The sequence below is a fragment of the Flavobacterium helocola genome (genome assembly GCF_038289885.1).
Classification (GTDB): Bacteria; Bacteroidota; Bacteroidia; order Flavobacteriales; family Flavobacteriaceae; genus Flavobacterium; species Flavobacterium cheniae.
The window spans coordinates 772304-795539 of record NZ_JBBYHT010000001.1 but is presented as its reverse complement, the minus strand read 5'-3'; the positions used below and the strand labels follow the sequence as shown (position 1 = coordinate 795539).

General features: G+C 33.7%; 15 protein-coding genes and 2 tRNA genes. 7 read left to right on the top strand and 10 right to left on the bottom strand.

Annotated features, from left to right (window positions below):
* Positions 1-9: 9 nt before the first annotated feature.
* The 3 genes from AAEO58_RS03645 to mce all read right to left on the bottom strand — a co-directional run bounded on the left by AAEO58_RS03645 (position 10) and on the right by mce (position 970).
* On the bottom strand, positions 10-216 hold the full coding sequence (locus tag AAEO58_RS03645) for a hypothetical protein (protein WP_341682004.1): 207 nt from the start codon (positions 214-216) through the stop codon (positions 10-12).
* Positions 217-435: 219 nt separating this feature from the next.
* Positions 436-509 (bottom strand) — tRNA-Ile (locus AAEO58_RS03640).
* 59 nt (positions 510-568) lie between these two features.
* Positions 569-970 (bottom strand): methylmalonyl-CoA epimerase, encoded by a 402-nt coding sequence (gene mce, locus AAEO58_RS03635; RefSeq protein WP_341682002.1) that lies wholly within the window; start codon positions 968-970, stop codon positions 569-571.
* Positions 971-1090: 120 nt separating this feature from the next.
* Between mce and rbfA the strand changes: the two genes are divergently transcribed.
* Positions 1091-1483 (top strand): 30S ribosome-binding factor RbfA, encoded by a 393-nt coding sequence (rbfA, locus tag AAEO58_RS03630; RefSeq protein ID WP_341682000.1) that lies wholly within the window; start codon positions 1091-1093, stop codon positions 1481-1483.
* A gap of 1 nt (position 1484) precedes the next feature.
* The gene (locus AAEO58_RS03625; RefSeq protein WP_341681998.1) at positions 1485-2684 is read left to right on the top strand and encodes an ABC transporter permease; all 1200 of its coding nucleotides are present in this window, start codon (positions 1485-1487) and stop codon (positions 2682-2684) included.
* A 23-nt stretch (positions 2685-2707) separates the two neighbouring features.
* Here the strand turns inward: AAEO58_RS03625 and AAEO58_RS03620 are convergent, their stop codons facing one another.
* Together AAEO58_RS03620 and AAEO58_RS03615 are read right to left on the bottom strand one after the other, a co-directional pair.
* On the bottom strand, positions 2708-3205 hold the full coding sequence (locus AAEO58_RS03620) for a hypothetical protein (RefSeq protein ID WP_341681996.1): 498 nt from the start codon (positions 3203-3205) through the stop codon (positions 2708-2710).
* Positions 3206-3317: 112 nt separating this feature from the next.
* A tRNA-Leu gene (locus AAEO58_RS03615) sits at positions 3318-3397 on the bottom strand.
* A 166-nt stretch (positions 3398-3563) separates the two neighbouring features.
* Between AAEO58_RS03615 and AAEO58_RS03610 the strand changes: the two genes are divergently transcribed.
* The 3 genes from AAEO58_RS03610 (at position 3564) to pth (ending at position 5867) form a co-directional block, all read left to right on the top strand.
* Positions 3564-4505 (top strand): ribose-phosphate pyrophosphokinase, encoded by a 942-nt coding sequence (locus AAEO58_RS03610; RefSeq protein ID WP_133609344.1) that lies wholly within the window; start codon positions 3564-3566, stop codon positions 4503-4505.
* Positions 4506-4552: 47 nt separating this feature from the next.
* Positions 4553-5155 (top strand): 50S ribosomal protein L25/general stress protein Ctc, encoded by a 603-nt coding sequence (locus tag AAEO58_RS03605; RefSeq protein WP_341681994.1) that lies wholly within the window; start codon positions 4553-4555, stop codon positions 5153-5155.
* Positions 5156-5300: 145 nt separating this feature from the next.
* Positions 5301-5867 (top strand): aminoacyl-tRNA hydrolase, encoded by a 567-nt coding sequence (gene pth / locus AAEO58_RS03600; RefSeq protein WP_341682360.1) that lies wholly within the window; start codon positions 5301-5303, stop codon positions 5865-5867.
* 45 nt (positions 5868-5912) lie between these two features.
* Here pth and AAEO58_RS03595 read toward each other — a convergent pair whose 3' ends face one another.
* From AAEO58_RS03595 to AAEO58_RS03585, 3 genes are all read right to left on the bottom strand, one after another.
* Positions 5913-9227 carry a zinc-dependent metalloprotease gene (locus AAEO58_RS03595; protein WP_341681992.1) on the bottom strand — a complete coding sequence of 1105 codons (3315 nt, stop codon included), beginning with the start codon at positions 9225-9227 and terminating at the stop codon, positions 5913-5915.
* A gap of 119 nt (positions 9228-9346) precedes the next feature.
* Positions 9347-12061: a T9SS type A sorting domain-containing protein gene (locus AAEO58_RS03590; protein ID WP_341681991.1), complete on the bottom strand. Its 2715-nt coding sequence runs from the start codon at positions 12059-12061 to the stop codon at positions 9347-9349.
* Between the two features lie 111 nt (positions 12062-12172).
* Positions 12173-14959, bottom strand: coding sequence for a T9SS-dependent choice-of-anchor J family protein (locus tag AAEO58_RS03585; protein ID WP_341681989.1), 2787 nt, complete (start codon positions 14957-14959; stop codon positions 12173-12175).
* Between the two features lie 117 nt (positions 14960-15076).
* Between AAEO58_RS03585 and AAEO58_RS03580 the strand changes: the two genes are divergently transcribed.
* Together AAEO58_RS03580 and AAEO58_RS03575 are read left to right on the top strand one after the other, a co-directional pair.
* A complete protein-coding gene (locus AAEO58_RS03580) occupies positions 15077-16009 on the top strand; it encodes a bifunctional riboflavin kinase/FAD synthetase (RefSeq protein WP_341682358.1) in 933 nt (310 codons plus the stop codon).
* Positions 16006-17304 carry an HTTM domain-containing protein gene (locus AAEO58_RS03575; RefSeq protein ID WP_341681988.1) on the top strand — a complete coding sequence of 433 codons (1299 nt, stop codon included), beginning with the start codon at positions 16006-16008 and terminating at the stop codon, positions 17302-17304. Before AAEO58_RS03580 ends, AAEO58_RS03575 begins: the two co-directional genes overlap by 4 nt.
* A 34-nt stretch (positions 17305-17338) precedes the next feature.
* Here the strand turns inward: AAEO58_RS03575 and AAEO58_RS03570 are convergent, their stop codons facing one another.
* A complete protein-coding gene (locus AAEO58_RS03570; protein ID WP_341681987.1) occupies positions 17339-18727 on the bottom strand; it encodes a dipeptidase in 1389 nt (462 codons plus the stop codon).
* 104 nt (positions 18728-18831) lie between these two features.
* On the bottom strand, positions 18832-23133 hold the full coding sequence (locus AAEO58_RS03565; RefSeq protein WP_341681985.1) for a M43 family zinc metalloprotease: 4302 nt from the start codon (positions 23131-23133) through the stop codon (positions 18832-18834).
* Positions 23134-23236: the final 103 nt, after the last annotated feature.

Genomic DNA, 23236 nt, shown 5'->3' with positions numbered 1-23236 from the left:
AAAAGGCTCTTATAAAGAGCCTTTTTTTGTAGATATATATTTCTTAGATAAATAATAACCAGAAACTAATGCCAAAAAGAATAAAACAACTAACCCTCCATCAATTGGTAAACCTGGTGGCGGCGGAGCTGGTGGTGGCGGTGGCGGTGTAACAACTTGTGCAAAAACACCTTGAACACTAAAAAGTACCACTAAAATTGTTATAATTTTATTCATAATTGTTCTCATTGGGCGCAAAAGTATAATTTATATTGCTCTTTTACTAATAAAAGAAATCATTTAATAATAAGTTAATATTACAAGAAATCAACTTATTATAAAATACGAAAATATAAATATTTTTATACTTTACAAGTTATTTTCAGAAAAAAACTTAAAAAAAACTTAAAATTTGTTATTTGTAAGTATTCTCTTCTTAATCTAAAACAATAAAAGTGGTCCCACCTGGGCTCGAACCAGGGACCACCTGATTATGAGTCAGGTGCTCTAACCAACTGAGCTATAGGACCAGTATTGAAGTTGCAATATTAAGACTAATTTTTATGGCAACCAAATCTTTTTTTAAACTTTATTTTATTTCTTGGCAAAGCTCTACTAGCACGCCATTTGTGCCTTTTGGATGAAGAAATGCAACCAATTTATTATCAGCTCCTTTCTTAGGAATCTCATTTAAAACCACAAAACCTTCGTTTTTTAAGCGAATAATTTCTTCATTAATGTCATGTACGTCAAAAGCGATATGATGGATTCCTTCTCCCTTTTTTTCTAAAAATTTAGCGATTGGACTTTCTGGATTGGTTGCTTCTAACAACTCTATTTTATTTGGTCCGTTCATAAAAAAAGAAGTCTTAACTCCTTCGCTAGCTACCTCTTCTTCCTTATATGGTGGCTGTCCAAACAATTTTTCAAACAAAGCATTAGACACATCTAAACTTTTCACCGCAATACCTATATGTTCAATTTTTCTCATTTAATTTCATTATTTTAAGTATAAACAAAGTTAACAAAAAACAACGAATGATTTTTTAAAGACTTTTATATATAAGTACAAAAGAATACGCCTTGATGAATTTTTATGTATTTTTGCATCATGGAAACAAATAGACAAAAAAAAATAGGAGCACTTTTACAGAACGACTTGGTTTCGATTTTGCAAGGTGAAATCCGTAAAAATAATATCAATAACTTAATAATTTCGGTTTCAAAAGTAAATGTAACTTCTGATTTATCGATTGCAAAAGTGCATTTAAGTGTATTCCCTACAGATAAAGCACCAGAAATTTTAGCAGCGGTTAAAAGTAATGCTCCACTTATTAAACACGATTTATCGCAACGTGTAAAAAACCAATTGCGCAAAGTTCCGAATTTGATTTTCTATATCGACGATAGTTTAGATTACATCGAGAAAATTGACAAAGCCTTAACTGGTGATGAAAATCCTATTGAGAATCCAGATTTATTAGAAAAAAGAAAGAAATCGTAATTTGAATCTTTCCTTTTACATAGCCAAACGTTATGCTGTAAGTTTCAGTAAAAACAAAGCAATTAACATCATTACGGGAATTGCTTCTGTTGGAATTATAGCTAGTACGATGGCGCTTTTTGTTTTTTTATCTGTTTTTAGTGGACTCAAAGAATTTAGCTTGAATTTTGCTAATGCTTCTGACCCAGATTTAAGACTAGAAACCACTACTGGAAAAACATTTGTAGTCAACCCAAAGCAGGAAGAATTACTAAAAAAAAGTGAAGCAATTACATCTTACAGTAAAATAATAGAAGAACGAGTTTACTTTATGTATGACAACAAAGAATTAGTTGCTCATATAAAAGGCGTAGACAGCCGATTTATACAAGTAACCGACTTTAACAACCATTTATATGCTGGAGAATGGTTTGAAAATAATTCTGATAACGTAGTTGTTGGCGCTGATATTAGTAGAAAATTAGGCTTAGGATTGTTTGATTATAACAATGGCTTAGAAGCTTATGCTCCAAAACCAGGAAAAGGAAACATCGAAAACCCTAATGAAGCTTTTAATAAAGTTTTATTATTCCCTTCCGGAATTTACTCCATAAATGAGGAATTAGACAGTAAATATGTTTTTTGTTCTATTGATTTGGCACAAAATTTCTTAGGCCTAAAAAATAGTGAGATTACCAATCTTGAAATTAAACTAAAAGTAGGTGCCAACGAAAATCAAGTTAGAGAAGAACTAACTTCTATTTTTGGAAAATCTATCAAAATAAAAAACAGAGCACAACTTAATGACTCGCTCTACAAAATGCTACAATCTGAAAACTTATTTATTTATTTATTCAGCACATTAGTAGTTATACTTACCTTGTTTTGCCTTGCAGGAGCTATTGTAATGATTATTATTGACAAAAGAGACAACCTTAAGACTTTATACAATATTGGCGTTACACAAACATCAATTCGCACTATATTTTTTACTCAAGGAATAATCATTACTATGTTTGGATTATTTATTGGCTTAGGATTAGCAATAGGTATAATTCTACTTCAGCAGCATTTTTCTTTTATCATGATTACACCTACCATGCCTTATCCCGTTCTTTTTGAGTGGCAAAACATGTTAATTGTAATAATGACTATAGTAATACTTGGATTAATTTCTTCTTGGATAGCTTCAGGAACTGTGAATAAAAAGCTTTTTAGTTAATCCGAATCCTTTCCAAAAAACACCTACTGTTTTGGCAAAGGCGCTCCTACTGCAACATCACATCGATGACCTTCTTGACCATGAGGAGGATTCATTCCTGGAGCTGTTGTTGAACCAGCAATTGTTGTTGATCCGTTATTTGAATTAATATTCATCACAGGCTTTTCAGCTGGTTTTTGATTAACAACTTGAGTCATTGTTTGAGGTTGTTTTTTTTCTGCTGGTTTTGAATTTAAAGGCGCTCCAACAGGAATTTCACAACGATGACCTGGTTGACCATGAGGAGGATTCATTCCTGGAGCCGTTTGGGTTTGGGTTTGAGTTGTTTGTTGCGCTTGTTGTTGAACAGCTTGCTGTTGCACTTGACCTTGATTACCAACTCGTTGTTTTAACCAAGCTTCACCTGAAAAAGGTTGGGTTTGTTGTTGTGTTTCTTCAACTGGTTTAACTTCTTCATCCTTTTTACAAGAAACAAAAAACACTGAACCTAATATAATCGCTGAAATTAATTGCTTTTTCATCTTTTTCTTTTTTATAGTTCTCAAAGATAAAACTTTATCTTTTGTTTTGAAAAAGAATGCCAATATTTTGTTTGTTTGAAACAAAAAAACCTCTCATTTCTGAGAGGTTTAGTACCCGGAGTGGGAATCGAACCCACACACCTAAGTACACGAGTTTGAGTCGTGCGCGTCTACCAATTCCGCCATCCGGGCAATGGAAAATGATGGTTATATCATTAAGTGGGTGCAAATGTAAAAAATATTTCTGCAATTCATAAAAAAATAGTTAAAAATATCCTTTCAGAGTTCGATTTTATTTCTAAATTTGCACCTCGTTAACACGACACAACACTAACTAACTACTAAACAATAAATTAACATGCTGTATCAAGAACCAGAAGCAAAAATTTTTGCATGTTCTCAGAGTGTGTATTTAGCTGAACAAATTGCTGAAAAGTATGGAGTTCCGCTAGGTAAGATTACGTTCTCTAAATATAGTGATGGCGAATTTCAGCCTTCTTTTGAAGAGTCAATAAGAGGATTGCGCGTATTCCTAGTTTGTTCTACATTTCCAAGTGCAGACAATTTAATGGAATTATTATTAATGATAGATGCAGCAAAAAGAGCATCTGCCAGACATATTACAGCAGTTATCCCTTACTTTGGTTGGGCAAGACAAGACAGAAAAGACAAGCCAAGAGTGCCAATTGGAGCTAAATTAGTTGCAAAACTTTTAGAAACTGCCGGAGCAACACGAATTATGACCATGGATTTACATGCCGATCAAATTCAAGGTTTCTTTGAAAAACCAGTAGATCACTTGTTTGCTTCAACAATCTTTTTGCCTTATGTGAGAAGTTTAAATTTAGAAAATTTAACCATCGCATCTCCAGATATGGGAGGCTCAAAAAGAGCATATGCCTATTCTAAATTTTTAGAATCTGACGTTGTAGTTTGTTACAAACAAAGAAAAAAAGCGAATGTAATTGATACTATGGAGTTAATTGGAGACGTGAAAGGCAGAAATGTTATTTTAGTTGACGATATGATTGACACCGGAGGAACATTAGCAAAAGCTGCTGATGTAATGATGGAAAAGGGAGCATTAAGCGTAAGAGCAATATGTACACATCCTATTTTATCAGGTGAGGCATACGAAAAAATAGAAAATTCTAAATTATTAGAATTAATTGTTACCGATTCAATTCCGTTACGAAAAGAATCAAACAAAATAAGAGTAGTAAGTTGTGCTCCATTATTTGCAGAAGTAATGCACATGGTACAAAACAACAACTCTATTAGTGGAAAATTTTTGATGTAATCAAGAAACCACTTTAATAAGTATTTATTAATTATATATATTTTACAATGAAATCAATTACGATTAAAGGATCAGAAAGAGAAAACGTAGGTAAAAAGGCAACTAAAGCCGTACGTGATGCTGGAATGGTTCCTTGCGTTATCTACGGAGGAAATCAGCCAGTTCATTTTGTTGCAGACGAAAGAGCATTTAAAGATTTAGTTTACACTCCAAACGCACACACAGTTGTAATTGAGTTAAACGGAACGTCTTACAATGTAATTATGCAAGACATTCAGTTTCACCCAGTTTCTGATAAAATTTTACACATTGACTTTTTCCAATTAAGTGATGATAAAGAAATCATCATGGAAGTACCAGTTAAAATTACAGGAACTTCTCCAGGTGTATTATTAGGAGGTGTTTTACGTTTAAACCAACGTCGTTTAAAAGTGAAAGCTTTACCTAAAAACTTACCTGACTTTGTTGAAGCTAACATTTCAGAATTACAAATGGGTAACAAATTGTATGTAACTAAATTAGAAGCAAACAATTTCAAATTAATGCACCCAGACAACACTGTTGTTTGTCAAGTAAGAATTTCTCGTGCGGCAATGAAAGCTGCTCAAGAAGCTGCAAAAGCAGAAAAAGGTGGAAAAAAGAAAAAATAATTTCTTTACAAACTATACAAAGGAAGCATCAGTTTTTACTGGTGCTTTTTTTATGCTTTATACTTTCTAAACTTTGTACTACTTTTACAGCATGAATTGGTTTTTAAACATATTTAAGAAACGCACACCAGAAGAAAACATTCCAATGAAGAAATTCTTAATTGTTGGGCTTGGGAACATTGGCTCAGAATACGCAAATACGCGACACAATATCGGTTTTAAAATTTTAGATTACATTGCTAATCAGGAGGGAATTTCATTTCAAACACTAAAATTGGGTGAAGTTGCCGAGCTAAAAATAAAAGGAAGAACCTTACTTTTATTAAAACCAAATACTTACATGAACTTAAGCGGTAAAGCGGTAAAATACTGGTTAGAAAAAGAAAACATCGAAAAGGAAAACATGTTGGTTATTACCGATGATTTGAATTTAGCTTTTGGAACTATCCGAATTAAAACTAAAGGAAGTGATGGCGGTCATAACGGACTTAAGAACATTCAATTATTATTAAACTCGACTGAATACCCACGTTTTAGATTTGGCATCAGTGACGCCTTTAAAAAAGGGCAACAAGTCAACTATGTTTTAGGTGAATGGGACACAGAAGAAAAAGAAAAACTAAAAGAACGTCTTGAAATAAGTTCTGAAATAGTAAAATCGTTTGCTTTAGCAGGATTAAACAACACTATGAACACATACAACGGAAAATAAAAAGGGAAGCTAATAGCTTCCCTTTTTCTAAAATTACTAATTCAATTATTGAACTACAATTTTCTTAACTTCTTTTCTAGCTCCGTCTTGTACAGTTACAAGATAAACTCCAGATTGAACATTGCTTAATTGTAAATTCTCATTAAACAAGCCGCTATTTGTATAAGATTTCGAATAAATTTCTCTACCTCTAATATCATGAACATTGACTTTAATTTCACCCGTGTTAGAAGCAAACTGAATATTAAAATTACCATTATTTGGATTTGGATAAATAATCAAATCTGAAATTTTAATTTCATTATCATCAATGCTTAATGGCTGAATTGTACAAATATTCAAACTCCAACTATTAAGTGATCCTCCATCTTGATTAAAACCATCTAATATTCTCAAAGTCCAAACTCCAGTTGAATTTTGTCCATTAAATGCAGACAATAATTGAGATGGCCTAACCGTTCCTGAAATACCTGGATTAGTACCACATACCACATTTGAACCAGAATCGTCAAAAGTAGCATTAATGTTTAGAATACTAGCGCTTGTACAAGGTCGAACAAATAATTGAACTTGAGTTCCTGAAGGCGAAATTAAAGTTGCCGTCATATCATTAATCCATGTATGAGAAACATTCATTGTTATATTAACATCACTTATTACGCCACCTGATGGTATATTTAAAGTTGAGTTAATTGTTACATTAGCAGTTGTAGGAATTGTTAATGGAACATTTGTTGAAGCCACCGTACCAGGACAACTAACAACTCCTGTTGTAAATCTGTATTCAGGACTAAAAGTTCCGCTACAAGCAGAATTCTTAGGTAGAACTCTCCAATAATATGTTGTTCCTTCTAAAAGCCCTGAAACAGCATAACTAGTTGTTGTTGAATTACCACTTGAAATAACATTAGTAAATGCCAAATCGGTTGCAACTTGAACATCATAAGATGTAGCATTACTATCTGCTACCCAAGTTAAGTTTAAACTTACACCTTGACCTACAGAGTTATTCGCTGGAGAACTCAAAGTTGTTGCAGCAAAATTTGAACTTAACAAATCAAAATAAAATGGCGCTGTTTTAGTCACAGCTCCAGAAGTAGCGGTTACGTTAAGTCTGTAAAAACCTGGTGTTACGCCTGTTGTATTTGATACAGTCATAGTAACATTACCTGAAGCAGATATAGAGGCAGGTGAAAACACAACCGTTGTTCCAGGTGGATTTCCAGTAACACTAAATGTAGTTAATCCACTAAATCCTGCTAAAGCATCATATTTAATTGCGTAGGAAACAGAAGATCCTTGACAAATAGCTTTGTTTTGCTCTCCTTCAAGTCCATTAAATGAAATTGCCATTGTACTTGCAGGAGCAGTAATTGTAAAATTAGTATTGGAAACATCAAAAAATATGTTATCCCATCCTTTTACCATAATTCTATTAGTTGTTCCTGCATTATTAGGAACTGTAATTGTCTCAGTACCATCATTAGGAACTTTACTTGCTAACAAAATTGGAAAACTTGTTCCTCCGTTAGTAGATAAATAAATATCAACAAATTTTGCATTTACACCATTTACGTCGGTTCCAGCAACATTCCATGTAACATTTTGATTTGTCCCTGCTTGCCATGACACTACTGTATTAGGCAGATTTACTACAAAAGGTCCTGCCACTCCATCAACTGTTACTTTCATTTCATCAGTAGCTGCTTGACCAACACCCGAATTATTATCTCTAACGGTCAATGAAAAGTTCAAATCTCTCGCTACTGAAGGACAAACCTCCCAAGTATTAGACGTAGCTCCCGTTAATACTGTAGCCATACTTGGCATATATCTTATAGGTGAAGAAGTACCCCAAATAGATCTAAACATAGGCCCTGCAACTCTAGTAGCAACTGGAGCTGCCGTAGTATTAGGATTTTGCGGGTCATTTTGCTCCCAAGTATAAGTTACAGGATCACTTTCAGGATCTGTTCCTTGTCCGACTAACATAAACGCTGTTGATCTTGGAATTACATAATCTCTACCAGCATTAGCTGTTGGAGGATTATTAGTTAAATTAGTCATGGGCAAAGTTGGTTGACTTACACCAAACTTTACATTCTCCATGATATCTCTAATATTTACATACGCGAAATAAGCATCACTGGCTCCTTGAACATTAGTATTACAAATACCTGCATATGCCATAATTGTTGAACCAGAACCCGGTTCAACTTCTGTTAAACCACTTCCTGAACGACATCCTGAACTACTTTGAGTATGATATCCTCCAAATTGATGACCCATTTCATGCGCCACATAATCAATATCAAATGGATCTCCAGTAGGGTTTGCACGGCCTGTCATACCAGTACCTTTATGAAACCCTCCAAAAGGATCATTACTTGTACTACAAACACAGCCAATACATCCTGCATTACCTCCACCAGAAGTGTTAAAATTATGACCGATATCATAATTGTCAAATCCGATATTAGCATCAATAGTAACACCTGTTTGATCGTTAAACTCTCCATTCCAAGGATCAGAATTTGTAGCTCCAATGTAAATTACCGCATCATTATTAGCCACAAAAATCATAGTAATCGCTAAATCATTTTCATAAACACCATTTACACGAGTCATCGTGATTGCCATTTGGGCTTGAACTCTGGCTTTTTGAGTAGCAACAGGATCTGCAGTATTTCCTCTAAATAAATTACCATATTCAGCAGTACATGATTGTGCTAATCTATAAGTTCTCAATACTCTATCATCTGTATCAGCTCTAAACATAGCATTTGCTCTTCTGTCAGTCTCTAAAGACGGTAAATGCGCTCCTTCTGACGTTAAACATTCAAAAGATTGCCCATCACCAATAAGACTTTCTCTGTTATAGATTATATAGTTTTGAGTATCCTCCGTAAAAGGATCAATAAAAGCAGTACTTTTTCCTGCAGACAAAGTCATACTATGTAAACCAAATTCTGTAACAGAAAATCTTGCGGTAGCAGTAACATCATCAATCCCTTTTCCAACATATGATTTTATAGTTGGGAATTTCACTGCTAATCCAGGCTCCATAATAGGTGTTTCTAACACTCGGAAACTTTCTAGTTGACCATTTGCATTTGGCAACTGAATGATAACGTTTGAAGTACCTTGGAATTCTCCTCTTACCGGAGCGTTTCTTAATTGATTTTTTAAATTTTGAAGATCTAATTTCCATAATTTGTACTCTTGTGGAAAAGAAGCTCTTTTAACTTTTGGTTGATTCTCAATAGAATTTTCATCTATTTGTTGCCACAAAGATTTGCTTTGCGCCTTTAAAACAAAGGAAGAAAACACCAAAACAACAATTAGTAATAGTTTTTTCATTGGGGTTAATTTTATGATTAATAAACAAATATAAATTTTTTTATTAATTTTTTAACATAATAGCAAAAAAAAGAGAAGACTTTCGCCTTCTCTTCAATTAAATATATAATATTTTATAATTACTGAACCACAATCTTCTTGGTTTCTTTTATAGGACCATCTTCTACAGTTACTAAATAAACTCCAGACTGAACATTATTCAATTGTAAATTTTCATTGAATAACCCATTATTTGTATAAGATTTCGAGTAGATTTCTCTTCCTCTAATATCATGAACATTTACTTTAATCTCATTTCCTGAATTAGAAGTAAATTGAATATTAAAGTTTCCATTATTAGGGTTTGGATATAAAGTAAAGTTTTCTAGTCCAAAATTTTCAGATGTCAGAGTAGCTTGTACATAACAAACTTCTACAGACCAAGAATTTAATGTTCCTATATCGCCTTGGAAATAATCATTTATAGTTAAGCTCCAATTACCATTAGTCGTTTTCGAATTTAAAGCACTTAATGGTTGATTAGGATTAAAAGTCCCAGAAGTGATAGGGGCTGTACAAACAATTGCTGGAGAACCATCATTAAATGTAATATTATACCCATCTTGGCTATTGCAAATTCTATTTCCTAGAATAACTACTGTACCATCTGGATGAACAACACGTGAAACCAAATCTCTTATCCATTCATGTGTTACATTTACATTTACATTTACATCCGTTATTGTTTGAGAAATTGGAATATTTATGACTGATGTTAAAGTCGGCCCAGCTGTTGAAACAGTTGGACTTGGACCATCAGAAATATTCTGTATTGTATTGTTAGAATATGTATTACATATAGTTTGAAGTGTATAACCTATAGTGAAATTTGGAGAAACAGCGTAAAAAATGTTCCCAACAGCTTCAACAAGAATTCTACAATTTACAGCTGCTGTTGCAGGCATTGTAACTGTTTGATTTCCATCATTAGGCGTATTTGCTACTAAAGTAGAAAATGTAGCTCCACCATCTGTGGAAATTAATATATTTACGTTAGCGGTATTAATTCCGTTTCCTGTAGTACCTGCTACATCCCAAGTAATTGTTTGAGAACTATTAGTGTTCCAAGATGCATTTGCTGCTGGACTTGTTACGGTAAAAGGGCCAGCAGCAGCAACAGTTGTTACTGTCATATTTGCTCTTGCTGTTTGTCCTCCAGTTGGCGTTTGATTATCTCTAACTGTCAATGCGAAATTTAATGTTCTACCAATTGTAGGAGTTACTTCCCAAGTTGGAGCTAAATTACCAGATAAAACACTTTGGAAATTTGGTAAATATCTTTTGTTAGAAGTCGTTGGATTTAAAGATCTGTAAACAGGACCTGTTGTTTGAGTAGATGTCGGAAAATTTGTTCCAGCAGCTGCATTTGTTTGCTCCCAACAATAAGTTAAAGAAGCTCCAGCATTAGCATCTGTTGCATTTCCAGTTAACACAAAAGCAGTTCCTCTTGGAATTGTATAATTTGTTAATGCAGATATAACTGGAGGATTATTTCCATTAGGTGCTTGAGGAGCACAATTTCCTGTACCAATCATAACTGCATTCATACTCGCAATACTTACAGCATGAAAATAAGCGTCTGAGTTTGACTGTACATTCTCCACACAAATTCCAGCATAAGCCATAATTGTAGAGCCACTACCAGGCTCAACAGCGTTGGCACCACTTACATTACCTGCATTACAATTAAATCCAGCTGGATCATCATTAGAACTAAAAGTATGTGGCCCACCGAATTGGTGCCCCATTTCGTGTGCTACATAATCAATGTCATAAGGATCTCCTACGGGAGATGGAGAACCAGTGATTCCTCTTGCTTTGTTAGATGCATTACAAACAACACCTAATCCAGCTAAACCACCACCACCAGTACTCACGGTGTGTCCTATATCATAATTAGCAGAGCCTATTGCGGTATTAATAACTGATTGACTTTCATTTATCAAATTACTTGCATTATCATTTGAAAACGAATCAGCATCAACAAAAATTATCACATCATTATTAGCAACTAAATTCATTCTAAGCGACATATCTCTCTCATAAATTCCATTTACACGAGTCATTGTAACATTCATTGCAGCAAGAACAGCTGCTTTTCTTGCTGCTACAGAACCGCCTGTTAAACCGGCTGCTGCTACATGAAATGCCGCATATTCAATTGTACAAGCCATTGCCAATCTGTATTGTCTAAAAATACCATCAGTAGCTAAAATTTGATTTTCTACTGCACTTCTATTTTGCTCTGCAATCTCCTCGTGATTATCTTGAAAATGACAAGCAAAAGTTCTAACTGCATAAAGATCTTTTCTACTATAAACAATATAATTATTTAGATCCTTAGTATAGGTATCAATGTAATATGTTCCTTGATCTCCTGAAGTAGACATAACGTGTAATCCAAAAAGCGTAACACTAAATCTTAATTTAACAGATGGGTCATCAATACCTACAGCTGCATATGATTTTATATTTGGATATCTATCAGCAAGCCCTTTTTCCATGATTGGTGCCTCATAAACTCTAAATCTAGAAAGCTCCCCTTTTGAATTTGGAAAATTTACAATCGTGTTAGAAAGACTACTTTCGGTATCAATTGGAGCTCCAACCAAAGACTGTTTGAAAGCATTTAAATCTAAATGCATAATTTGATAAACCGACGGCACAGATGCTCGCTCCATCTTTACAAGACCACCTAGCTTCTCTTCAGAAACTTTTGTCCATAATTTACTTTGCCCGTAAGAAAACCCTACAGACAAAATAAACACTAATAAAAAGTGTATTTTTTTTCTCATTTTATGATTATAATTATTTGGTTAGCAAACAAATGTATAAATAATTTGTTAAATCACAAAAAAAGAGAAAGTTAATACTTTCTCTTTTTAATAATTAATGTTGTATATAATTTATTCTATTACAATTTTCTTTGCAGTTTTTCTAGAACCATCTTGAATTCTTACTAAATAAATTCCAGACTCAACATTATCTAATTGAATTGACTCATTGAATAATCCATTATTTTGATACTGTTTATCAAAGATAACTCTTCCTCTTAAATCAAACACAACTACATTAACTTTCTCCGATGATGGAGTAAATTGTATATTGAAAGTTCCATTATTTGGATTAGGATATAATCCTATTTCGTTAAACTCAAAACTATCTGTTGGTAAACTTTGTTGTCTAGCAAAAGAATAAACTCCTTGAATTCCACCAGTAAATGTTGCAGTTAAAGTAACCCCTGTTCCAAAAGAACCAATTGTTACTGGTTGAACTTCTCTTGTAAGCCCATCTCTAACCACATATAATAATGATCTACTATTTCCTGTTACAGCTTCCCAACCAGCAATTTCTGCAGCTGTAAAATAAAATGTAATTGTTGCATTACCACTTACATTATTTCCAGGTGTAATTGTAAACTGTTTTGACATAGCAAAATCCACAACATTTGTAGATGCTCCATATTGTAATGCTCCTGTTCCTGCTCTTGTTACAGCAGTTGTTGTACAAGCATAGTTGCTATTATCATTTACAGTAACTGATGCCATAATGTTATTATTAGCTGTATCTCTATAAAAAGCAGTGCCATTCCCTTTTAATCTATTTTGTCTCGCTGTAGCAACATTAGTTACAGTTTGAATTGCTATTACCTCTTGGGCTGTGACCACAACATTATCAACACCTAAAAGCCACTGACCAGTTGTATCATGGTGTCTAAAAGATATATAAACATTTTGACCTGCAAAAGTATTAGGAATAGCCACATTATAAGTTGCTCCACCCCTAGCTGGAATAACAGCATCAACCAATCTTGTTCCTGCTGTAATGTTAGCCTGACTTCCTGTCGCTGTAGAAATCCAAACCTCATAATTTTCACTAAAAAAAGCCGCATCGCTTGCAGAACCCGCAAAATAACTTAAATTAATGTTGTTGTAGCCTGCTGGTATAGAAATCTGAGGTGTACTCAAAAAATTATTTGGCGAATAATCAACTCCATTCCAAGAATAGGATGCCATAAAATAATCTGCGTAAATTCCAAATGGAGGAGTCCAATTTGATTCTTGAGCTAAAAACCAATCATCATCAGGATTACCATTAGCATCCACAATTGACCAGTTTGAAGCATCTCCATCAGAAAAATTATCACTAAACAAAGTATGATTAATAACTGGCGCAACATTTATATCGTTATCTATAATTGTTACTTGATAAACATCATCTTCATTTGGATTTTTTTGAGCATTTCCCCCATTATTATTTACTGAAAAGGTAACGATCAATTCTTCATTTCCTTCGACATAACCATCATTATAAATTCTTAAAACTAAATTTTGATCTGCAGTAGAACCTGAATTAAAGGTAACCGTTGGTGTAATAAATTCAATATCATTTATACTTGCTGAAGAAGTTCCGCTAACTGAAAAAGTTACTACAGCATTTGCTGAAGGAGCTTTTGAAATACTCATAGGAATTGTAACATCAGTAAAATTACAACTTGCACCTTCACTGTAAGAACTTGGCAATCTCACTGCACATGCAACCCTTTTAAATTGAATATAAGGAGGCTGAGTTGTAGGTTCACAAACTGTCGACACCAGCAAATCATCTCTTCTTGGAGAATTCATTAACACCGCCAACATTCTATCTTTTTGATTTTGAGTAAACATATTCATACATCGATCATCTGAATAATCCATGTAGTTTTCAACTTGTCTCACATTACCACATTGAGTTGGAGCTGCACAAGAAGGACCTGTAGAGTAAAACTGTCCATCACAATTTGGAGTATCTGCACAAAAATCATCTACTGTACAATCACCATCACCCCAAGTATGTCGCAATCCAAACATATGACCAACCTCGTGAGTCATAGTTCTTCCTTTGTCATATTGCGTTCCAGCGTAAGTTCCTGCTGGAAAGATTGTTCTTGACCCCCAAGTATTAAAATTACAAACAACACCATCTGTTGTTGCATTTCCTCCTCCTAAGTCATCTATACATGGATCTGTACCCATACCTTCTAAACCAGAACCTGATGGAAACTGAGCATAACCTAAAGTAGATGACATTCCTCCACCAAATGCGAAAGTCCACATGTTTAAATATTTTGTTGGATCCCAAATAGTAGCTGTTTTAGCAGCTTGAATAGCGTTCATAGAATTATAAGTTGCTATACCTCTATTCACTCTATCAATTCCAGTTGTAGGATTCCCATTAGGATCTACTTGTGCTAAACAAAATTCAATTGTTGTATCTACACCAGCCCCAAAACCAGGAGTTCCTGACATTCTTCTAAAATCTTGATTGAATACCGTAATTTGAGATAAAACTTGTCCATTAGCAATATTTTCATTACTACCTACAGCATCTCCGTTATGAATTACGTGCACTACCACAGGAATTCTAATTACCGAAGGCAATCTCCCGGCTAATCTTAATCTTTTAATCTCTTCTATCTTTGGAGCCAACCAAGCTTCAAAAGCGTCATCTGAAACAGCCAAACCTCTACTTTGTCTATCTTTTTGGTATTCAACAGTAGCACATCTTACAACTCCATTTGGAGCAAAAGTTCTTGCTCTAGCAATCGAAGTTTCAAAATCATCATGCGACTGATTTGTTGAAGGCAAACTTCTTTGACCAAAAGCAAAATAACTAGAAAGAGTAATAACTACTATTAGTAAATTTTTCTTCATTATTAGGTTAATTAAATGTTATAGAAAACAAATGTAATAAAAAAAAACATTTTTTGCTTTTTTTGTTACTTTTTTCAACATATAAGAAATTATCTTTGCATGCTAATCTTTACCATATTGAAAATTTACAAATCCATAAACGAAGTTTTAACTCCAAAAAAAACCATAATCACCATTGGCACTTATGACGGTGTTCATCTTGGACATAAATCTATTTTGGAAAAAATGAAAAACGCAACTCTTGAAAATATTTACGAAAGTGTTGTTTTGACTTTTTTCCCACACCCTAGAATGGTTTTACAACAAGATTCATCTATCAAACTATTAAATACGATTGATGAAAAAGGAGAATTACTTGATAAATTTGGCATTGACAACCTAATCATTCATCCATTTGATGCAGCATTTTCAAACTTATCTGCAGAAGAATTTGTCAAAGAAATTTTAGTTGACAAACTAAACATCCATAAAATAATCATTGGTCACGATCATCGATTTGGTAAAAACAGAAGCGCTGACATTAACGATTTGATTTCTTTTGGAAAAAAATATAATTTTGAAGTAGAACAAATTAGCGCTAAAGAAATTGATGAAATAGCAATAAGTTCGACCAAAATAAGAAAGGCTTTGTTAGAAGGCAATATTAAATTAGCCAATGAATATTTAGGTTATCCTTATTTTATTTCAGGAAAAGTAATTGAGGGTAAAAAAATCGGAAGAACAATCGGATTTCCTACTGCCAACATTTTATTATCTGAAAACTACAAACTACTTCCTAAAAACGGGGTTTACATTGTGTGGAGTAGAATCAATAATGAGTTGCGTTATGGTATGATGAATATTGGCAACAATCCAACCTTAGGCGATAACGAACAATCGATTGAAGTTCACTTTTTTGAACTAAACGAAGATATTTACAACGAAAATTTACAAATATCAATTCTAGAACACATACGAGAAGAACATAAATTCAATTCTATCTCAGAACTTCAAACCCAACTAGAAAAAGATAAAGTGTTTTCTGAAGAATTTATCAAAAACTTAAAATGAAATTCGCATTCAAAGCAATAGACAATAGTCCTTTAATTGTTTTCCGAATATTTTTTGGATTTTTAGTTGCTTGTGAAAGCTTTGGCGCCATACTTACAGGCTGGGTAAAACGTGTTTTAATTGACCCTGAATTTACATTTTCATTTATCGGTTTAGAATGGCTTCAACCTTTACCTGGTTTTGGAATGTATTGCTACTTTTCTTTAATGGGTGTTTTCGGATTAGCCATTATGCTGGGATATCGTTACCGAATTGCTATCACTTCCTATACGATTTTGTGGGCTGGCGTGTATTTCATGCAGAAATCATCTTACAACAATCATTACTACTTATTACTTCTCATAAGTTTTTTACTGATTTTTCTTCCTGCAAATCGATATGCGTCTTTAGATGTAAAACAAAATCGAGTTTCAGAAGAAAAAACAATGCCATATTGGATAAGCTTACTCTTTATCATTCAAGTTGGAATTGTATATGTTTATGCTGCTGTTGCTAAATTTTACCCAGATTGGTTAGATGGCACTTTTACTAAAAATCTTTTATCAGGAACCACCACAAGACCTTTCTTTCTAGAACTTTTTTCTCAAAAATGGTTTTACTTATTTATTGCTTATGCTGGAATATTATTTGACTTATTAATTGTACCCTTTCTATTGTTCAAGAAAACAAGAACTCTTGCCTTAATAGCCTCCATAATCTTTCACATATTTAATTCCATAACACTACAAATTGGAATTTTCCCATTTTTTGCTCTGACTTTTGCTTTGTTTTTTTACGAACCCGAAACCATCAGAAGAATATTCCTTAGAAAAAAGTCAAGGCTTGAAAATGAAAATGTAGACCAAAATTTCTACGGAAAAAAAATCGTTTACTATTTAATGATTCCGTATCTAATAATTCAACTTTTACTTCCGCTTCGTCATCATTTTATTGAAGGCGATGTACTTTGGACAGAAGAAGGACACCGATTAAGCTGGCGCATGATGCTTAGAGAACGTAGTGGCTATATTGTTATTCGCATTAAAGATTTAAAAACCGATGAAGAATCATTTTATGATTACAGCAAAAACCTAACGGACAAACAAGCGCAAAACTTAGCCACAAAACCCGATTTCATTTGGCAATATTGCCAACGTATAAAAGAAAATTTCAAAGGAAAACCTATCGCTATTTACATCGATTGTAAAAACAGCATCAATAGAAAAGAACTAAAAACTTTAATTGACCCAAAATTTGATATGGCAAAAGCCAAATGGGATTATTTTGGACATAATGAATGGGTTTTACTTCATTAAAACAATAAATCCCGATTTTCATCGGGATTTTATTTTATTTATTCATTTCTGTGAAATACTTGTAGAATAACGGAATAGTTTCAATTCCTTTTAAATAATTGAAAACTCCAAAATGCTCGTTTGGTGAGTGAATGGCATCGCTATCTAACCCAAACCCCATTAAAATAGTTTTACTCTTTAATTCCTTCTCAAACAACGCTACAATTGGAATACTTCCCCCAGAACGAACCGGAATTGCAGGTACACCAAAAGTTTCAGTATAGGCTTTGTTTGCAGCTCTATAACCAATACTATCAATTGGAGTTACATAACCTTGTCCACCATGATGCGGTTTTACCACCACTTTCACCGATTTAGGCGCGATACTTTCGAAATGTTTTTTGAATAATTCGGTGATTTCTTCCCAATCTTGATTTGGCACTAAACGCATTGAAATTTTCGCGAAAGCTTTGCTTGCAATAACCGTTTTAGCTCCTTCACCAGTATAGCCACCCCAAATTCCATTTACATCTAATGTAGGGCGGATTGAATTTCTTTCATTAGTAACATAACCCGCTTCACCATGAACTTCTTCGATATCTAAAGCTTTTTTATATTTTTCTAAAGAGAAAGGTGCTTTTGCCATTTCGGCTCTTTCATCAGCAGATAATTCTTCTACTTTATCGTAAAAACCAGGAATGGTAATATGATTGTTTTCATCATGTAACGAAGCAATCATTTTGGTTAATACATTAATTGGATTCGCTACTGCTCCACCGTATAAACCTGAGTGTAAATCTCTATTTGGCCCGGTAACTTCAACCTCAACATAACTTAAACCTCTTAAACCTGTTGTAATAGAAGGTTGTTGATTAGAAATCATTCCGGTATCCGAAATCAAAATCACATCATTTGCTAATTTTTCTTGATTTCTTTCTACAAACCATCCTAAACTTTTTGAACCTACTTCTTCCTCGCCTTCAATCATGAATTTCACATTACAAGGCAAGCAATTGTTTTGAATCATGTATTCAAACGCTTTCACGTGCATGTACATTTGACCTTTGTCATCGCATGCACCACGAGCAAAAATAGCTCCTTCAGGATGAATTTCTGTCGTTTTGATTACTGGTTCAAAAGGTGGCGATGTCCATAATTCCATTGGATCTGGTGGTTGCACATCGTAATGTCCATAAACCAAAACCGTTGGTAAGTTTTTATCGATGATTTTTTCTCCGTAAACAATAGGATAACCTGGTGTTTCGCAAAGTTCTACAAAATCGCAACCTGCTTTTTCTAGACTAGCTTTAACTGCTTCGGCTGTTAATACTACATCATGAGCATAAGCGCTATCTGCACTTACAGAAGGGATTTTTAAAAGTTCGATTAATTCGTTTAAAAAACGTTCTTTATTTTCTTGAACGTATTGTTTTATATTGTCCATTGTGATTGTTTGATAAAGTTCAAAAATACGAAATTGATTTTAAATGAAATAAAAAAAGCCCAATCTTTAATCGATTGGGCTTTTAGTTAAAATACATTTTGAGCTTAAAAAACTATTTTCTTAGTTACTTTAACTCCGTTTTCTAGCGTTACTTGAAAAAATAAAGTAACGTTATTTTTTTGAACTTTTGATGTTTCAAATGTAGTAACACTTACTTCGTTTGAATCTAAAAGTAATTGACCTAACACATTGTAAATTTTCACATTGCTAATTAAAGTTGTATTAGAAACTACTTGAATAGCGTCATTTGAAATCACCATTACTTCATTATCCGACACAAAGTCATTATTCCCTAATATTTCATTATTATATCTCAATACAAATCTATCATTAGATTGACCAATTGTAGCTGTAAATGAATAAGGAGATTGTCTTAAATTGTGAATTAGGTTAAGTTGTTTGTCTTCTAAATAAATTGGTAAGTCAGACGCAACTCCATCTAATGCAGCAATTGCAATTGAGTAATTTCCGTTAGAAGAAATGTTAACTCCTAAATTAACTTTGTCATTCACATCAAGTGGGTATGATTTCCCTTGAATAGTCATCATATCATTATCCAATAACGAATAAATTTTCATTGAAAGCCCTGCAGCTGTAACCGCATCAAAAAGACGATCTTTTTCTGCTGTTGCTCCTTCTGCGTAACCAACTAATGTTCTGTCAGAATTATTAGCACTATCTACAATATCTAACCAAATTCTTGATGTACGAAAATCTTGCACTTCATTATCTATATTTCTGTAGAACTGATTATTAGCATACGTGGCACTTCTCAACGAATTATTGAATGTGATATTTTGAGTTGCTGTTGCACCATCATTCATTTGAACAAAAAAACCTTGCCCCCCTGCTATAAACCCATTAAACCCAGTAGGACCACTTACAGTTCCTAAACCATTATAAGTTATATAATCTGCAGGTGAGTAATTAGATTGTGTAGTACCATAAAAAGGTGACGATATTGCTGAAGATGGTAAATTAGTATGCGTCCATAAACGTATAGCTCCTTCAATATTGGTATTTAGATTTAAGAAATCTAAAGCGCAAATAGACGAAGGATAAGGGTTTCCAACTAAGTTCCAGTTATCATCAAATCTTGTAATTTGAGCGCCATTAGTTCCGTTATAAGAACCTCCTGTAAAATTTCCTCTAAAAATTGCTTTTGTAATTACTCCGTTATTTGGTGTTCCATTAACAAAATTCGTTGTAAAGTTTTGCGTTGTATTAGTAAAATTAACTGGACCTCTGACGATATATCCAGTAGCTGGAATCATTATTTCATTTGCAGCCGCAACCCAATTTCCTAAACCAGAATTTGCATTTGCAATTGTTGGATTCCATTTTAGGATATACGCTAATGGAGTTAGAGGAGAAATAGCATTTACATTAAAATTAGTTACTGGAGATGACCAAAACACATAATCATTCATTCTAATAGAAACCCTTCTCTCATAAGAAATATTTCCTGTATTAACAGCTGCATCATCTATTTGAACTAAAGATCCGTTGTTTAAAACATTTAATGTTCCTGCAACTGTAATGTCGCCAGTAACTGTCATATGTGTATTAGCACCAATAGTAGCAACTGCTCCTGTATTTACTGACAAACTACAACATGTTAAACTACCATTTGTTGTTGTATTATAATCTCCATTAATTATCGCAACTATCTTGTCGTAAGGTACACCATTACTCCATGTTGTTCCATTCCAAGTTGAAGTAACATCACCACAATTAATAATCGATTGAGGACCTAAAGCATATCCACCTGATAAAGAAGAAGTAAAGTTTGCTTGAAAAACAACATTTGTACCAAAAGAGCTTATAATAACCGGTTGCGATTCGATAGTATAAGTAGCGAAATTTACTTGATTTACTACGCTTACAGGATTATTTGCAACTTTAATAACGTATAAATCATTTCTTGATTTTCCAGTTGCGGTTTCCCAAGCTGCTACTTCCGCTTCTGTATAATAAAAAGAAATAGAATAACTTGCAGTAGGGCTGTCATTTTGAGGAATTACTCTAAATGTTTTAGACAAAATTGCATTAGCCACAATAGCATCTGTAAAAGGTGACGTTGGTATACCAGCAGAAGTGTTGCTTCTATCTACATAAACTGTAGTACATCCATAATCAAAACCTGTAATTGCGTTGATACCAGACATAATTCTTCCAGTAGAACTATCCTTAGCGAATAGTTGTCCACTAGACTTTAATGACGTATTACAAGCTGTTGCTAAATTAACATCTGTTTGAACTGGTGTTTCAACTACTGCATTAACTGAAAGATTATCCAACACTAACAAACCTACAGTTGAAATGTTATTTGTATGGCGGAAAACTATATAACCTGTTTGTCCTATAAAAGCATACAAATTATGAGTTCTCAATATAGACGCATTTTGAACTATGGTTGATGATGCTTGTAATGTAGTTCCTGCTGTAATATTAGCTGCTGTTGAAGCATTTGTTGTAAAATAAACTGTATAATTTCCAGCATTAGCACCAAATGCCGCAAATATATAGGACACATTTGCCGAAGTTGCATTTGCAGGAATTGATATTTGAGGTGAAATCAAATAATTATTTGGTGTGGCATTTCCTGCTCCAGCCCCAGATAAATAAGTTCTACTCTTTTCTGAATAAGCACTTCTACCAGAAATAGTGTTTGGAGCAGTTCCAAAACCATCTAAACCGTTAACTAATCCCCAATTTCTTGCGTCTCCATCTGCATCAATTATTGTCCAACCCGTTAAATCTTCAAAATCTTCAGTTAATAAATTAACCGTTTGAGTTAATGTAGGAGCAAAGTCATCATTAACAATTGTAATCTTAAACAGATTTCCTTCATTAGGATTTGCAATGGCATTACCTCCATTAGCGTTAACACTAAAAGAAATTATTAATTCTTCATCAGGCTCAATAATTCCATCATTAAGAACTCTAAATACAAAATTATTATCCGCAGTTAAGCCTGCAGTAAAGGTAACTGTTGGGGTCATTATTTGAATATCTGCTGCATTTGCAACAGAAGCTCCATCAATACTAAAAGTTACAACTGTATTTTGTGAAGCTGCTCTATCAATATTTAAAGGAATTGTAAATTCAGTATAATTACAACCATTACCTTCTATTACGATTTTTGGTGCTCTTACTTCACAAGCCGTTCTTTTAAATTGTATATATGGCGTAGCAACTGGATTACAAACTGTTGAAACAAGCAAATCATCTCTACGAGGTGAATTCATTAACACCGCTAACATTCTATCTTTTTGATCTTGTGTAAAAATACTCATACACGCATCATCAGTATAATCCATGTAATTTTCAATTTGGTCAAGACCCGGTTCAGCAGGACACGAATTTATTCCTGTAGGGCAAGCAAAATTAGGTGCGCCTGCAACAGGTGTATCGGCACAAAAGTCATCAACACCACAACCTCCATCTCCCCAGATATGACGTAATCCAAACATATGTCCTACTTCATGAGTCATAGTTCTTCCTTTATCATAAGCTGTTCCTCCATAATTTCCTGTTGGAAACAATATTCTAGAACCCCATGTAGAATAAGCGCAAACAACTCCATCTGTTGACGCTTCTCCTGTAATACAATCTTCTACTGGCATTCCTTGTAGACCAGAACCCGTTGGGAATTGTGCATACCCTAAAACACTTGCTAAATCTCCTCCAAAATTGAATGTCCACATATTCAAATATTTTGTTGGATCCCAAATTGTAGTAGCTTTTGCTGCTTCAACAGCAGCGCCATTGAAAGATGCAATACCAAGATTTCTTCTGTCAATTCCATTTGTGGGATTTCCGCTTGGATCAATTTGCGCTAAACAAAATTCAATAGTAGTGTCAACACCTATTCCATCACCTGGTGATCCAGCAATCTTTCTGAAATCTTCATTAAAAACTTGAATCTGAGACAATACTTGTCCATTAGCTATATTTTCATTTACTCCAATTGCATCACCATTATGGATAACATGGACAACAACCGGAATAGAAATAACAGCTGGAAGTCTACCTGTTTGACGTAATCGTTTAATTTCGTTAATTTTTGGCGCTAACCAAACCTCAAAAGCCTCATCGGATGGCATTAACCCTTTTTCTTGTTTGCTTTTTGTGTATTCTGTTGTTGCACATCGCACAACTCCATTTGGAGCAAACTGTCGGGCTTGAATTAGATTGTTTGTAAAATTGGAAGTTTGGTTTTTCTCTAAAGTTTTTATATTGGTTGTTAAATCAGTCTTATTTTGTAAAGCTGATTTATTTTGAGACCATAAATTACCTTTAAAAAAAAACACTAAGCATACAATTAGTATTCTTTTTTTCATTTTATTATAGATTTGCTGGGATTACAAATATAAAATGATTTTGTTAATTCCCTAATAAATTAACAAAAAAAGCGACTATAAATAGTCGCCTTTTTAAAAAAAA